The organism is Limosilactobacillus vaginalis DSM 5837 = ATCC 49540 (genome assembly GCF_000159435.1).
Taxonomy (GTDB): domain Bacteria; phylum Bacillota; class Bacilli; order Lactobacillales; family Lactobacillaceae; genus Limosilactobacillus; species Limosilactobacillus vaginalis.
Map to the genome: position 1 here is coordinate 1 of NZ_GG693421.1, position 13795 is coordinate 13795.

Here is a 13795-nt window from a genome sequence, read left to right on the forward strand (position 1 = left end):
AGTCAATTATAAGCGCTGACTAACAATTTAATTATATCAGATGTCATTCAAGCCGTCAATGATTAATTTAGATAATTTTCAAATTAATTCATCAATCAGTCTCAACAGACAACTTTTATAATATATCATCTTTCATCAAACTGGTCAACAACAAATTTCATTAATTCATCTCAACCAGCAATATTATTATACTTGCTCCCAACGAATCTGTCAATATAATATGATATTTTTTTCATATTATTTTTTAGAACGAAAAAGCAATATAATTAAAGCAATTAAATTGGTATAGCCAATTTGAACTTGCTAATTTCAAAAGACAACAGTTAAATACTATATAGGTTTCCTTCCTATTTTGCAAGAGCAAATTAAAAATAATCCTAAAAAATTGACGTTCTAATTTGATTCTGTAATGATAGCAGTCAAAGTTACTTTGAATATTGGGAAAGGAGATGATAGAAATTAAAATTGCAATCAGTAGTGATAACCACCTAGATGTCAATAAGGTAAATATCAGCGACGCATTAGAATTTCAAGCACACTGGCTTAACACGAATCACCTTGATTACTACCTATATGCTGGAGATCTTTTTAATGATTTTTCCAAAACAAAAGCCTATTTCGAGCAATTACAGCAATTAACGACAAACACAAGAATTGCCTATATCCTTGGCAACCATGATATGTTAAACAATCTCAGCTTTAGTGAAGCAGAACATTCTCATTTCCTATCCTATATTCATAATCAATTTATTGATCTTCCAAATAGCGACTGGCGAATAATTGGAAATAATGGCTGGTATGATTATTCTTTTTCAACTTATCACGATCAATTAAAAAAGGTTCAGACGTGGAAGAACGTTTACTGGCTCGATAGTTCTATTGATCAGCCAATCTCAGATCAAGAAAGAATGGCCACGGTTATTGCACAGGTCAAATATCAATTAGATTTAGCAAAGGATAATAATAAATCTGTTCTTTTTCTTACCCACTTTGCTCCCCGCCAGGAATTGCTTGCGGCTAAGCCTAAAGAGGTTAACACACCCCGAAGAGAACGTTTTTATCAAATGGTAAACGCCATGATGGGTAGCGACCGTCTCGGCAATCTCCTCGAAGATTCAAATATTGTTCGTTACGTTTTTTACGGCCACCTTCACGGAATTCATCCCCCGCTCACTCGTCACGGTGTAACATACTTAAACCAGTCAGTCGGGGTTAGCAATAAGCGAATTAATGAGTGGCAAAAAGATAATCTCTATGATCAATGGTTGACTACAACCCGCGTAATCAATCTCCCATAATACTCAAAACGCCAATTTCAGATCTGCTACCTGAAATTGGCGTTTAATTAATACTTTTGTTTTGTGAATAGGGATCAGACATTAATAGTCTTTCCATATTCATCATTGATTGTGTCGACAACATCCTTAGCAGTCATGTCATCTTGAACAACAGTTTCACCATCACGAAGGGTGTACTTAACATCTTCACTCAGATTGTTAAAGTCAACATCATTACCCTTTGCATCTACAAAATCGAACTTACTTGCTTGGAAGTTCTTAAGAGCATCTTGATCAATATTCATGATTAATGCTTCCTTTCACTCCCTATTGTAGTCTTCTTTTTAAAAAGTGAACGATCTTTTTACACTTTTTTCTACATTTCTTCGCCCATCTTTTTGTATGAATCCATTCCACCGAGCCATAGTTGATCCATTGGAACGTGTCGCTCCTCAGCAAAGGCCTTCATCAACGTCATATGGTTCATTAAATGATACTTCTTATCAGGGTTTGCTGGATCAATTACCTGAAGTTGGGCCATCATTCCACCATCTTCATGTTCAATAATGTGGCAGTGATACATAAAGACTCCGGAAACATGGAACCAAACTTTAATAACTACATGTTCACCAGGATTAATGGCAACTGTATCCTTTAGTCCCAACTCATTTGGATATGGAGCGTGACCATTCCGAGAAACAACTTTAAATGCTGTCCCGTGCATGTGGTAAGGATGAATCATCCCCGGTGCTGGATTAGTGTTGCAAATATCCCATAGTTGAACCTTTCCCATTGGCATCTTATAGTCAATCCGGTCCATCTTAAACTTCTTGCCATTCATTGCAACGGCTTCGTCCATCCCATCAAGGGTAACATGGTGAACAGGAAGATCCTTATCAACAGCTGGATCTGGTGTTTCAAATAATGTTTCGGGAAGTACAGTAGTATCCGGCTGAAATTCATGAATCCGGAAACGTAATAGCGGAACATCATCAGAGTAAAGCGTTACGACATCCCCTGGCTTATATTTACCAAAATCAACAATGATTTCTTGCCGTTCTGCACAGGTAATTAGGAGCTTCGTCATTTTCACTGGATGAGGAAGTAGGCTTAAATCACCAGCAATTTGCGTAAATTCAAGATCATCACTGAAATGCAGCCGGAATTCCCGACGGTTGGCTCCATCCAAGAACCGTAACCGAACCTTCTGTGTTGTAACGTCAAAGTACGGATTGATTGTTCCATTAATCATTGGCGTTGGTCCGGCAACACCATCTGGATCATAGTCTTCACGGTAATTCCATTGATTATTCTCATGGAATCGCCGGTCTTGTAAAATAACCGGAATATCATCAACCCCGTAGTTCCGTGGCAATGGAAGGCTGCTTTCGTGGTCATCTTGAACAATTGCTCCAACAGCAAGCCCATGCCAGACTTGCTCAGCGGTTGATGGACACGGATGCGCATGGAGCCAAACAAAGGCAGCCGGCTGGTCAATCTTAAAAGCAACGTCACGACTTTCACCTGGGTACACTGGTGCATGGCATCCCCCATCCTCAATTGGACCTGGAATTGCTAACCCATGCCAGTGAAAAGTGGTAACTTCTGGTAAATGATTAACCAAATGAAGGTGAATTGTCTTCCCCTTCTTAAATACCACCGTTTTTCCTAAAAGCGGTGCGTTATATCCCCACGTCTTAGTCTTTTCTCCCGGCATCAATTGGACTTCACCCGTTTGGGCAACGATTGTGTAGTACATATCAGTTGCTGTTTCCTGATCGGGTTTCAAAATTTCCGGAATATTTAACGGCTTTCCTGGTGTCTGCGGTTCTTCAAGCGGGACGTAACCACCGTCATGGTAGTCATATGCCGCTTCATCATAAAAATAATGATTGATCACTTTTGGTTCACTCATCGATAATCCCTCCAATGACTTTATTCAGTCTTATTATAGTTCTCCCAGTCAAACTTGACTATTTTAATTTCAATAATAAAAAAGCAATCTCAGGAACCGTCCCGAAGATTGCTTCTAAACTAATTAATTATCGTCTTCCATGTAGTGAAGATCATCAAATTTCTTGTCTGCTTGTTGCTTAGCCAGCTGTGGATTCTGGTAGTAAACGCCTGATGTCCAGTATTCAGCTCCTTCAGCAACCACAAGAACTTTGACTTGCTTACCGTTAACGGTTTCAGTATGAATTGCATACGATGAACCATCCCCAGCAGTTTGGCACCAACCACGAATATTAAGGAAGTGCAAGCCGTGAACATCCACAAAGTGAGCACTTGACCAGTACCGGGTTGCGTTTTGGACACTGGTACTAGGAGTATCCCCAGCGAGAAAGTTTGGGTCCTGCTTGTAAAGGTGGTATTGCTGACCGTCTTCACCCAGGATTGTGTTCTTGCCAAATGTAATCTTACTGTTTGAACCATAGTCTGAGCTGTACCAAGTTCCTTGCATTTCTGCTGGAACGGTAACTACTCCTTGACGACCATATTGGTGACCAGTAGTTGTCGAGCTGCTAGTTGAGCTTGATTGACTGCCGGATTGCTTATCAATTACTTGGGCATTCTTAGCTAAATCACCTACTAGCTTTGCTTGACCCTGGCGATTAACGTATGAAGCCATGTCCTGCTTACTAATTGTTGCTAGTTTATGACTGAGTTTCCCCTCTTTAACGTTCTGGTAAATATTAACAGTGTTGTCCTTATTAATGGTATAAACTAACCCGGTTGATTTGCCACCAGCTGTTACATCATAGGCAACTCCTTGTCCATTATCGCTTAACTTATATTTACTGGTTGGGTATAGGTTAACTTGAAGGCCCTGCTTTTGGGCTTTCTTTGCCATGCTTGCCCAATCGTTACCGTACTTGTTCCCGGCATAGGTTGCAATCAGACTTACTGCTTGTTGTGGTGAAAGATTATCAGTGCTGACCTTTTCGTTACTCTTTGCTACCAACAAACTGCTACTGCTGGAAGAAGAGGAATCCTTAACCTGACTGGCCTGCTGACTACCACAACCTGCTAACAGCAATGCAAGCCCAGCAATCATCAGCTTACTAATACTTTGCGTTTTCATTGGTTACCCCTCCAATTAAGATTTAGCATTAGTATACAACGCTTTTTTTGATAAATCATAATTGGTTGGCAAATAATTGTTCCCTAAATCACAGAGTACTGCCGATACCGCATCGTTGAGCTTAGATAATAATTGATTCCCCAATTAGGCATTCCTGAACTTACTAAATGTTTAACAAATGATTGATATACTTCTGCGCGAAAATCATGCGGAATCCGCTGCCAAGCTTTCGCATCTTTAACTCCGCCTGATTTGATTAAGTCGGCAAACTGCCCACCGTTATGATATCCCTTTGGCGCCCGATAAATTTTCTTTGCCCGTTGACGAACCAAATTGTCGCGTGGCTGTTGAACATCTAAGAATTGGTGGGTTCGTTGAAAACGCGGGTAAACGTAATAACCGCCATGCGGAATCCCATAGTTAAACGATTCAGTATTCGCAACTTCCCCTAACTCTTCAATTGAGTAATGCGTTAGATCACTATCAACTTCACCATTTTCAGTTAGCTTATATGTATTCCACTCACTAATAAACTCGCCTCGATCAATATTAATAATAAATTCAACCATTCGTGCGGGATTATTACGAAGCCGCCAAGAATTACGCATTAGTTGAACCTTCATATTATGAGGATAACAGGCACCATTTCTGGTTCGGTTGTGATAATTACTAGCTGTCTCGTAGTCTAATTGTATTTTTTGTCTGTGAGCAAAATTTAATAATCGCTGAAAATCGTTTTGACCGGGGTACTGATGAATATAATTCAAATAAAACAAGTCAAGGTAACTCCGAAAAAGGTGGAGTTTTCTCCCGAGTTCATCTTCTTTCAATCCACGAGAAGTCGGGTAAGCATCCATTACTAGTTGGCGAAATTTAACAAAAAACGGTGATCGCGGAGAAATCTTTAATCCTAAATAAGCGGGAGCAATTTGGAGAAATTCATTTTGATCTACCGAGACAGCAAACTCATCATCAAGCACCATCTTTAATCGCTGTTTAGGTGAAATATCCAGATCTAAGATTCTTATTAACTGATTTAGCTTTTCAGTCATCAGTTTCACCGTCCCTTCTTAAAGTGGTTTAAATTTAGCACTAAAATAAGAAGATTATGTAACCAATTCCTTTAAATAATTAATAATATTAAGTATTTTTGATTAGCTAACCGGTTTCGGTTTCTTAAATTTCTTCTCAGTAATTGGTACTTTTATGTTGGCTATTAAAAGATATAAAGTATAATTAACTACAGGAGGGGATTAGAATGTCACTAATGCAAAATACTTCAGAAATTAGCAAAACCGACCAACAGGTTTACTCAATTACTCTAGTTCGTAAGAGTCCTGATTTGCCAATGTACATTGATAACATGATTTACGAATCAGCTCAATCAGGGCAAAAATTCATGACCAAGCTAGTTGCTGCTTTCTCACGTGCCGGCTACCGTGACAGCAAGGTTGATGATGATCATTATGAATTAACTAACGGCCTTGATAAGATTTCATTATCAGGAAAGCTAGAAGACGTCTTTAAAGATTAATTTTAATATTGAAGAAAAATAAAGAATCCAACGTTCAGCAAAAAACGAAAGTTGGATTCTTTATTTCTTATTTAATAATCGTTACTTGACTCTTAATTGGAACGGTATTTACTAAATTATCACGAACTGGACAGGTATTCTCCATAAATTCGACAAACTTTTCTGTACTTTCTTTCGACTCATCTGTATCAAAATGAGCATCCATTTTTATCTCATCGAATCCTGGACGATCATCATTAATAGTCCCGTTTAATACCAAGTAGAAGGAACGGTATGTAAAATGCTGCTTTCGATAAAACGACCCAGCAACAATTGACTCACAAGCACCAAGGGCACATAACAATGCTTCTTTAGGATCTAATCCTTCTTTATACCCGTTTTTTCTTCCTGTTAAGTCATACTTAATTTTGAAATCACGAACTTGTGCTTGGTAAACATTTGCTTCTCCAGTACTAGTAACACTTGCCTTATACGTTGTCATCGCTTTCCACCAGCTTTCTACTTTGTAGTCACTTGTCCAACAACTATTTTGACTCCATTACGCAAGTTATCCATAATCGGTGATTGCTGTTCAACCTGTTGCATAAATTTTGCGCACTCTTCCGCAGAAGCAGTAGTCTTAACCTGATAGTTAATTCGAATTTCTTGAAGGCCATTCCGCACATCTGGATTCCCCATAAACCCACGAGGATCGAGATCCCCTTCAAGATCGATTACCATTTGGTCGTATTGAAATCCTTCATCTGCAGCTAGTTGCTTTGCGGTAGCTTGCAAAGAAGCACCCAAAGTACTAAGTTCTAATTCAACCGGGTTCATCCCCGTATTAGTTCCACCAGCATTTTTAGGTTCATCAATTAAATAATGTACACCATGAGAATGAGTATCTACTTGAAGTCCCTGCTTAGTTTTCCGTGCAGTTGCGTTATAGTATTCCATTGATTACCCTCCCTTAGTTTGTTACCTTTATCATAGGTTTCTTCCTCCTTGTGGAAAACGTTTTCAAAAACTGTTGAGGAACTAAAGAATTCTTGAGAAAAGGAACAAGTATTAATTGAACTACCAAAAAAAGATTCGTAACTGGTTAAAACCAATCACGAATCTTTTTAATACCACTCATTATTGTTTTAGAAAATAGTTGGGACTAATCCGCCATCTAGTCGCAATGCTTCACCAGAGAAGGAAGATGAATACGGACTAGCAACAAAAGCGGTAAAGCGACCAACTTCTTGTATTGATTAATTATATCTTATTGCTTACTTTTTACAAGCAAAATTACTATTGAAAAATGTTTTAATTAGTTTCACTTCAATTTTTGCCCTTCAGCCTGAAGTTCTTTCAGCCATTTTTCATGCTTTTCTTCATATTTCCGGTCTCCCTTAATAAAGAAGTAAGCCACTGCCGCAAGAACTGCAATCACTGTTCCCAGCAGCAGGGTCTTCGATGTAAAGTTAGTGACCATGTAGCATGAAACCAGTAATGCCAACCCGGGAATTAGATACTTTCCAGGTAGTTTAAACCCGTGTGTCGGGTACTGATTAGTATGTTCAAATTTAACAACGGCAAGAATCGTTGGAACATACTGAATAAACGAAGCCAAAACCGTACAGCTAACCAAAAAGAGGTAACTCTGAGTCGAAAATAGTGCTGAAAGAACCGAAGTAAGCACAATTCCAACCCACGGTGCATCGTGACGATTCTTTTTTCCAACAAATTTTGGTAACATCCCATCCAGTGACGCAATTAACGACGGGGTGTTAAATGAAGCGGAAAAAGCCACTCCAAAGATACTTACTAGCATCCCAAAGATAATAATTGAATAGCCCCACTTACCAATTGCGGTCCCAAGGGCATTTGCTAATGGGGTTGAATAACCGCCTAACTTTGTCCCAGCAAGGCCAACAGCAACCGCCATCATCAGAGCATCCAAAATCGTAACACTAACCATTACGGCGATCAGTACCCGAGGAATGTTTTTCTCAGGATTATTCATCTGCTGAGCAGCAATTGGCAAGAAGGAGAAGCCAGTAAATAAGTAGAAAATTGGTGTGAACGCTTCTCCAAAATGGTGGAAGAACGGCATGGGTTCTTTAAGTGCTGCCTGGGGAATTATTGGCGTAAAGTTAGCCTTGTGAATAAAGAACACCCCAACCACGATAAAGATAATCAGTGTCAAGATCTTGGCAGCTGCCGAAACGTTATTGACCACCTTCACAATACTTCGACCGTAGAAGTTAATCAGGGCAAAAAGAAGAATTAAACCAACTGCCCCGATACCGTAAGCAACGGGGTTCTTAAATATTGGTAAGAAACTTTTGAGAGTTGTTAATAATGCAACAATTTCTGCCGAAAGTGTGCAACACCCCAAGAACCAGGTAAAGATCCCTAATTCATAACCCGTAAAGCGACCAAAGGCATGGTAAGAATATAGCCACGCTGCTCCAGATCCGGTAAACCGACTTGACATATCGGCATAACACAAAGCAATTAAAGACACCGTAACAGCAGTACAAAGAAGAACTACGACTGCCGATAAGTTCATGTAACGATAAATCACTGACGGAAGTAAGAATGTTCCTGAACCAATGACCCCATTAATTCCTAAAAAGTAAATTGAAATAAATGAAAGTTTTTTAGGAATTGACTTTTGACTAGCGATAGTAACCCCTCATAACTAAAAAATAACTTAATTTATATTGTAGTCGTTTTTTTAGGAAATGGTAACTTATCCCCTGACATTCTAAACTCCCACTGGTATTTCTTACTAAGCTAGACTAAAATTTGCTTAAATGAGTCTTTTAAGGATACAAGGGAGGTTAGCCTAGTGATCCACAATATCCAGACTGTTTCTAATTATATTGAAGAAATTGAAAAGTTAATTAATAATAAGCACCATAACTATTATTTTCGTGGGCAAGATGACGCATTTTGCAATACCCTGCCAGCCATTTTTCGGAGCCGAAAGCTTCTTGACAACGAGGATAACCTATTCAATGACTTCTTGATGACGGATCCCCAGCTTTTTGAAAAATGCCGAACTAATTTTGAACGGTTAGCCTTAATGGAACACTACCATCTCCCTACCAGGTTATTAGATGTCAGTTCAAATCCCTTAATTGCCCTGTTCTTTGCAGTAAAGGGCGGACAAGGAAATGGTGAAGTTTATGTTTATAAGGATGAACCTAACCCTGATAAGCTGGCTGAAATGTTGGAACAGCGGGGATGGCAAAATCTAATTGCCGAATATAAAAGCAAGAATAAGCTAACCAGCCACAATTACTTTAAGAAAAACGCCTTTAGTAATGAAATGCAGCTTGAATCTTCTCTCGCTCGACAATCGTTAGCTGATAAAGCCGCCTTTTTCCAATCAATTAAGAATTTCTACAAACTGGATAATGATTACATTGGACAGCAGCACAAACTATGGAGCCATAGTTATGACAGTTACTTTGATGATCAAGATTCTGATTACTTTGCGGAATTCAAGCGTGATCTGCAAACTTTACCATTCCTGCGATTGTTTGAAGAAGCCAAGCGGGATATTCCAAGCTTTGCCAACAAGTTGAATCCCCTAGAATTAATTGTCCCCAAAATCGTAACAATTAAACGGATGAGTCGGCGAATGGAAAACCAACAAGGCCTTTTCCTCTTTGTTCCCTTTATTGGTGAAGAATATGATCCAACAATTAATATTGATTATTCAGAAGTCGAACGTCGTGCCCAGTTAGCAATCGACATTCTTAGTCTCTATAATGCTGAAAATCCGGCTGAAAAAGAAAAATATATCATCCCAGCAAAGTATAAACGCTCAATTCTTGATGAGTTAGCTAAATTAGGGATTGATTACAGCTTCATCTATCCCGAAGATCACGCTAAAAAAGCAGAAATGATTAAGGCAAAGTACCTTGGCCTTTAAAAGAAGAACCTAAGCTTAGTCCACAATGAAATTAGTTATCGTGGATAAGCTTAGGTTTTTAAATTGGCAATGTGACTGAATTGCCATTATCAATTTTTGGTCGTGCTCCTACTTACTTTAGGTATACGCTTTACTGATTATCTATTTGTATAAAAAAGATACCACCCACATTCTTGTGAGTGGCATTGCTATCTATTCATCCATACTAGTTGAAAAACAACTATTTTTTATTAACTCGTTGTCGTAATAAATAATGTTTTATTTTCCCACTAGCATTCGTTGGTAACTTTGCAACTCGAATGTAGCGCCGCGGAACCTTAAAATTAGCCAGGTGCTGATAGCCAAAGTGAATTAGATCCTCAATATCTGGTTCACTATCAGTAACAATAAACGCGACTGGTACTGCACCCCACTTAGGATCATTTTGACCCACAACCGCAACTTGCTTAATTCCTGGATATTGTTGATAAACCTGCTCGACTTCTTGGGGAAAAATATTTTCTCCGCCTGAAATGAACATCTCGTCTAACCGACCGTCAACATAAAGATAACCTTCATTATCCAAGCGACCAACATCACCAGTATGATACCAGCCAGCCGTCATTTTACACTCTAATCTTCCTGGCTGGTTAAGATAACCAGGAGTTAATGCAGGTGATTTTAGAAGAATTTCGTTATTTTCTGGTGCTAACCGTATCTGATTCATAAAAAGTGGTTGCCCAACAGAACCAAGTTTTCTTAACGCATCCTGTGCTCGCAACGCAACAATTTGTGAACAGGTCTCCGTCATTCCATAACACTGAACAACAGGAATTTGAAGCTTAGCACATTGCTTTAACGTTGCCATATCAGTTGTTCCTCCACCAAGTAACATACAACGAAAATACTTGTTATAATGACATTGACTATTTTTACGCTGTTCAAGCAGTTTTTGCAGCATAAATGGTACAACTGACATGATCGTTACTGGTTCGTTTACTAGAATTTTTTCAATTGTCGCTTCGGAAAACTTTTTAGCTAGACGCACGGTAATACCGTAGATTAATCCCCGCATTAAAATTGAAAAGCCACTTATATGAAAAATCGGAGCTACACAGAGCCATTCATCATTTGATCCTAAGCCCAAATTAAGTGCAGACGAAACCGCTGAATAAAAGTGATTGCCAAATGTTTGTAAAACCCCTTTAGGATTCCCAGTCGTTCCAGACGTATACATAATGCTGGCAACTTGCCCGAAGTCGAACTCGGGAACTAATTGACCATCTTGTGCTGGTAATTGCAGGAAATGTTCAAAGCTCGTGAATCGTTTATCCATTGTAGGACGAACTAGTGAATCAGCCACTAAGCAACAAGTTAATCGGCTGTCTGCCATTTGGCGGTCCAATTCATCTTTAGCCAGTCGCCAATTTAACCAAACGATCGTCCTTCCACTCGCCAGCACCGTCATCGCTATTTCATACCCAATCAGTGTATTATCTGTCAAAATTCCTACAAATTTACCAGGCTTTAACTGATTTAATCGCCCAATATTAGCAGCGACAACGTCTCGTAGCTCGCTAAAGGTTAATTGTTTTTGTCCATCGGTAATTGCTACCTTATCGGGTTGAGTACTCGATTGTTTAAGCAACCAATTTTGCGTTTTCATCTTGTAACATCACCAGCTTAAGGAAATTTTGGAAATTGGTCAAAGTTTGGATCCCGTTTTTGATTGAACGCATCGCGACCTTCTTTTCCTTCATCAGTCGTGTAGAAAAGCATCGTAGCATCTCCACCAAGCTGCTGAAGACCAGCTAGGCCATCCGTATCAGCATTCATTGCTGCTTTGATAAAGCGCAATGCAGTTGGTGATTTTTTTAGAATTTCATTACACCAATCAAGGGTAACTGATTCAACCTGATCCAATGGTACAACCTTGTTAATCCAGTTCATTTGGTAAGCTTCCTCAGCTGAGTAAAAGTGGTTTAAAAACCAAACTTCTTTAGCTCGTTTATGACCAATTACTCGAGCTAAGTAACCAGAACCATAACCAGCATCAAAGCTCCCAACTTTTGGACCAGTTTGGCCAAATTTTGCATTGTCAGCAGCAATTGTCAAGTCGCAAACTAATTGCAAAATATTACCACCGCCAACGGACCATCCTTTAACCATTGCAATTACTGGTTTAGGAATAATTCGAATGAGATGCTGAAGATCCAAAACATTTAAGCGAGCAATATGATCTGGACCAACATATCCACCGTTTCCACGAACTCCCTGGTCACCGCCAGAAGAGAATGCCTTATCACCCGCTCCAGTTAGGATAATCACGCCAATTGTGCTATCATCACGACAGATCGTAAAAGCATCAATCATTTCTTGAATTGTTACTGGCGTAAAGGCATTCATTTTCTTGGGCCGATTCATGGTAATCTTTGCAATCTTTCCAGCTCGTTCAAAAATAATTTCCGAATAATCTTTAACATTTTTCCAATCTACACTTGTCATTTTAAACTTCCTTCCAATATGAGGTGAATATTATGAATCTACTACAATACTTAGGAATTAAAATTCAAACGGTAACTGCTAACCAAGTAATCATTAGTATCAATGTCACTGATCAAATAAAGCAGCCCTTTGGCATTGTTCATGGCGGAATCAACGCCATTCTATCCGAAACAGCTGCTTCTCTAGGGGCCAATGCTTGGCTAACTAACAATGATCGTCACCAAGTAGCAACAGGGATCGACATTAATACTCACCATCTACGTACCGTTAAAACAGGGGTCCTTAAGGCCGTTGCTACCCCATTGAAATTGGGTCGAAGGATCCAGACTTGGCAAGTTCAAACCTTTAATGATGATCAAATTACTAGCAATAGCACCGTTTCCCTACTAAATACCACTCTAGATAGTTAGTTATTCCTAACGCTAATTTTATTTTATAAATGCTTTGCTAAAAAATTCTTAATGATTTCAAATACTTGCGGTTGTAGGAATTGAGCATCCATATGACCAGCACCGTTAAGAATATACATATCAGCAGGCACTTGATTTTCGATTAACTTATCATAGAGTTGCTCACTATCTTTTAGCGGAACCACCATATCCTTAGTTCCGTGGAGAATTAAGAATGGTACAGTTTGTTGATCAATATACGATAGTGGATTAGCTGCCCGATCGAGTTCTGGCGCGTCTTCAGGTTCTGCACCTAATAAGTTGCGATAAACAAAATCAAAGTCATCAGTAGCGCTCCCCTCCTTAGCTGTCAGGGGATCAACTACTCCATAGAATGGAACAACAACCTGAACATCACTTGAAACATCAAGATGATCACCCTTATCGAATTCTCGGTGACCGTTAGTAACACCAAGCATACTAACCATATGACCACCGGCAGATTCGCCCATTGCAACAAAGCGATCTGGGTCAGCTTGATAACGATCTGCATTAGCCCGAACGTAGCGAATAGCAGCTTTGGCATCTTCTAATTGTCCTGGGAACTGAACCTTATTACTATCACGGTATTCAACCCCCACTAAAATATAACCATCGTGGGCAAAATCAACAAGGTTAGGTAAGTGAACATTATTATCAGTATCCATCCAGCCACCACCAGCGAACCAGAAAATTACCGGATAACGTTTATCACTATCATTCTGAAAATGACGAATAACTGTTAATTTAAGATCCCGGGTAGTATTACCCAGCCAGCCTGGTACTTGAGCGTAAGTAACATTCGTATCCATCCATAAACCATCACGAACTGTCTTAACATCAATTGTTTTCTTCATTTCAGTCATAACTCCTTTGATGCAAAATCTCTCAGCCGTTTTGATTGTAACAAATAATTTACTATTGATAAACTAAGGTGTTTTTTAGTAAAAGTTAAAAATAAAAAGAGTAGGTTCATAATAGTAAATATCTACTAAAACTATGATTCCTTGTTCACAAGTACAGCACCTAGTATATTTTCTCTACTTAATATAGTAAAATAGTTGATTGTTAATCTTT

14 protein-coding genes and 1 pseudogene are annotated in these 13795 nt (G+C 39.0%); 4 read left to right on the forward strand and 11 right to left on the reverse strand.

Going from position 1 to position 13795, the window contains the following annotated elements; genetic code table 11:
- The first annotated feature begins 458 nt into the window (after positions 1-458).
- Positions 459-1298, forward strand: a complete 840-nt coding sequence (locus tag HMPREF0549_RS08725; RefSeq protein WP_040531931.1) for a metallophosphoesterase — start codon at positions 459-461, stop codon at positions 1296-1298.
- 74 nt (positions 1299-1372) lie between these two features.
- Here HMPREF0549_RS08725 and HMPREF0549_RS08730 read toward each other — a convergent pair whose 3' ends face one another.
- The 4 genes from HMPREF0549_RS08730 to HMPREF0549_RS08745 all read right to left on the reverse strand — a co-directional run bounded on the left by HMPREF0549_RS08730 (position 1373) and on the right by HMPREF0549_RS08745 (position 5411).
- Positions 1373-1582: a hypothetical protein gene (locus HMPREF0549_RS08730; protein ID WP_003717932.1), complete on the reverse strand. Its 210-nt coding sequence runs from the start codon at positions 1580-1582 to the stop codon at positions 1373-1375.
- A gap of 71 nt (positions 1583-1653) precedes the next feature.
- Entirely contained in the window at positions 1654-3192 is a 1539-nt protein-coding gene (locus HMPREF0549_RS08735) for a multicopper oxidase family protein (RefSeq protein WP_003717933.1), read from the reverse strand.
- Between the two features lie 123 nt (positions 3193-3315).
- Entirely contained in the window at positions 3316-4359 is a 1044-nt protein-coding gene (locus HMPREF0549_RS08740) for a hypothetical protein (RefSeq protein ID WP_003717934.1), read from the reverse strand.
- 83 nt (positions 4360-4442) lie between these two features.
- On the reverse strand, positions 4443-5411 hold the full coding sequence (locus HMPREF0549_RS08745) for a DUF3114 domain-containing protein (protein WP_003717935.1): 969 nt from the start codon (positions 5409-5411) through the stop codon (positions 4443-4445).
- Positions 5412-5617: 206 nt separating this feature from the next.
- Between HMPREF0549_RS08745 and HMPREF0549_RS08750 the strand changes: the two genes are divergently transcribed.
- Entirely contained in the window at positions 5618-5893 is a 276-nt protein-coding gene (locus HMPREF0549_RS08750) for a hypothetical protein (RefSeq protein ID WP_003717936.1), read from the forward strand.
- Between the two features lie 67 nt (positions 5894-5960).
- Here the strand turns inward: HMPREF0549_RS08750 and HMPREF0549_RS08755 are convergent, their stop codons facing one another.
- From HMPREF0549_RS08755 to HMPREF0549_RS08765, 4 genes and pseudogenes are all read right to left on the reverse strand, one after another.
- Entirely contained in the window at positions 5961-6374 is a 414-nt protein-coding gene (locus tag HMPREF0549_RS08755; protein WP_003717937.1) for an OsmC family protein, read from the reverse strand.
- 17 nt (positions 6375-6391) lie between these two features.
- On the reverse strand, positions 6392-6829 hold the full coding sequence (locus HMPREF0549_RS08760; RefSeq protein WP_003717938.1) for an OsmC family protein: 438 nt from the start codon (positions 6827-6829) through the stop codon (positions 6392-6394).
- Positions 6830-7017: 188 nt separating this feature from the next.
- Positions 7018-7122: pseudogene (locus HMPREF0549_RS10180) on the reverse strand (SDR family NAD(P)-dependent oxidoreductase); the annotation flags it as partial.
- A 71-nt stretch (positions 7123-7193) separates the two neighbouring features.
- Positions 7194-8549 carry an APC family permease gene (locus HMPREF0549_RS08765; protein ID WP_040531926.1) on the reverse strand — a complete coding sequence of 452 codons (1356 nt, stop codon included), beginning with the start codon at positions 8547-8549 and terminating at the stop codon, positions 7194-7196.
- Between the two features lie 165 nt (positions 8550-8714).
- Between HMPREF0549_RS08765 and HMPREF0549_RS08770 the strand changes: the two genes are divergently transcribed.
- Entirely contained in the window at positions 8715-9806 is a 1092-nt protein-coding gene (locus tag HMPREF0549_RS08770) for an FRG domain-containing protein (protein ID WP_003717940.1), read from the forward strand.
- A gap of 220 nt (positions 9807-10026) precedes the next feature.
- On the opposite strand, the gene HMPREF0549_RS08775 is transcribed toward HMPREF0549_RS08770, so the two are convergent.
- On the reverse strand, positions 10027-11451 hold the full coding sequence (locus HMPREF0549_RS08775) for an o-succinylbenzoate--CoA ligase (protein WP_003717941.1): 1425 nt from the start codon (positions 11449-11451) through the stop codon (positions 10027-10029).
- Between the two features lie 17 nt (positions 11452-11468).
- Positions 11469-12290, reverse strand: a complete 822-nt coding sequence (gene menB, locus HMPREF0549_RS08780; protein ID WP_003717942.1) for a 1,4-dihydroxy-2-naphthoyl-CoA synthase — start codon at positions 12288-12290, stop codon at positions 11469-11471.
- Positions 12291-12322: 32 nt separating this feature from the next.
- On the opposite strand from menB, the gene HMPREF0549_RS08785 reads away from it, so the two are divergent.
- Positions 12323-12700, forward strand: a complete 378-nt coding sequence (locus HMPREF0549_RS08785) for a PaaI family thioesterase (protein WP_003717943.1) — start codon at positions 12323-12325, stop codon at positions 12698-12700.
- A 23-nt stretch (positions 12701-12723) separates the two neighbouring features.
- On the opposite strand, the gene HMPREF0549_RS08790 is transcribed toward HMPREF0549_RS08785, so the two are convergent.
- On the reverse strand, positions 12724-13575 hold the full coding sequence (locus HMPREF0549_RS08790) for an alpha/beta hydrolase (RefSeq protein WP_040531928.1): 852 nt from the start codon (positions 13573-13575) through the stop codon (positions 12724-12726).
- Between the last annotated feature and the right edge of the window lie 220 nt (positions 13576-13795).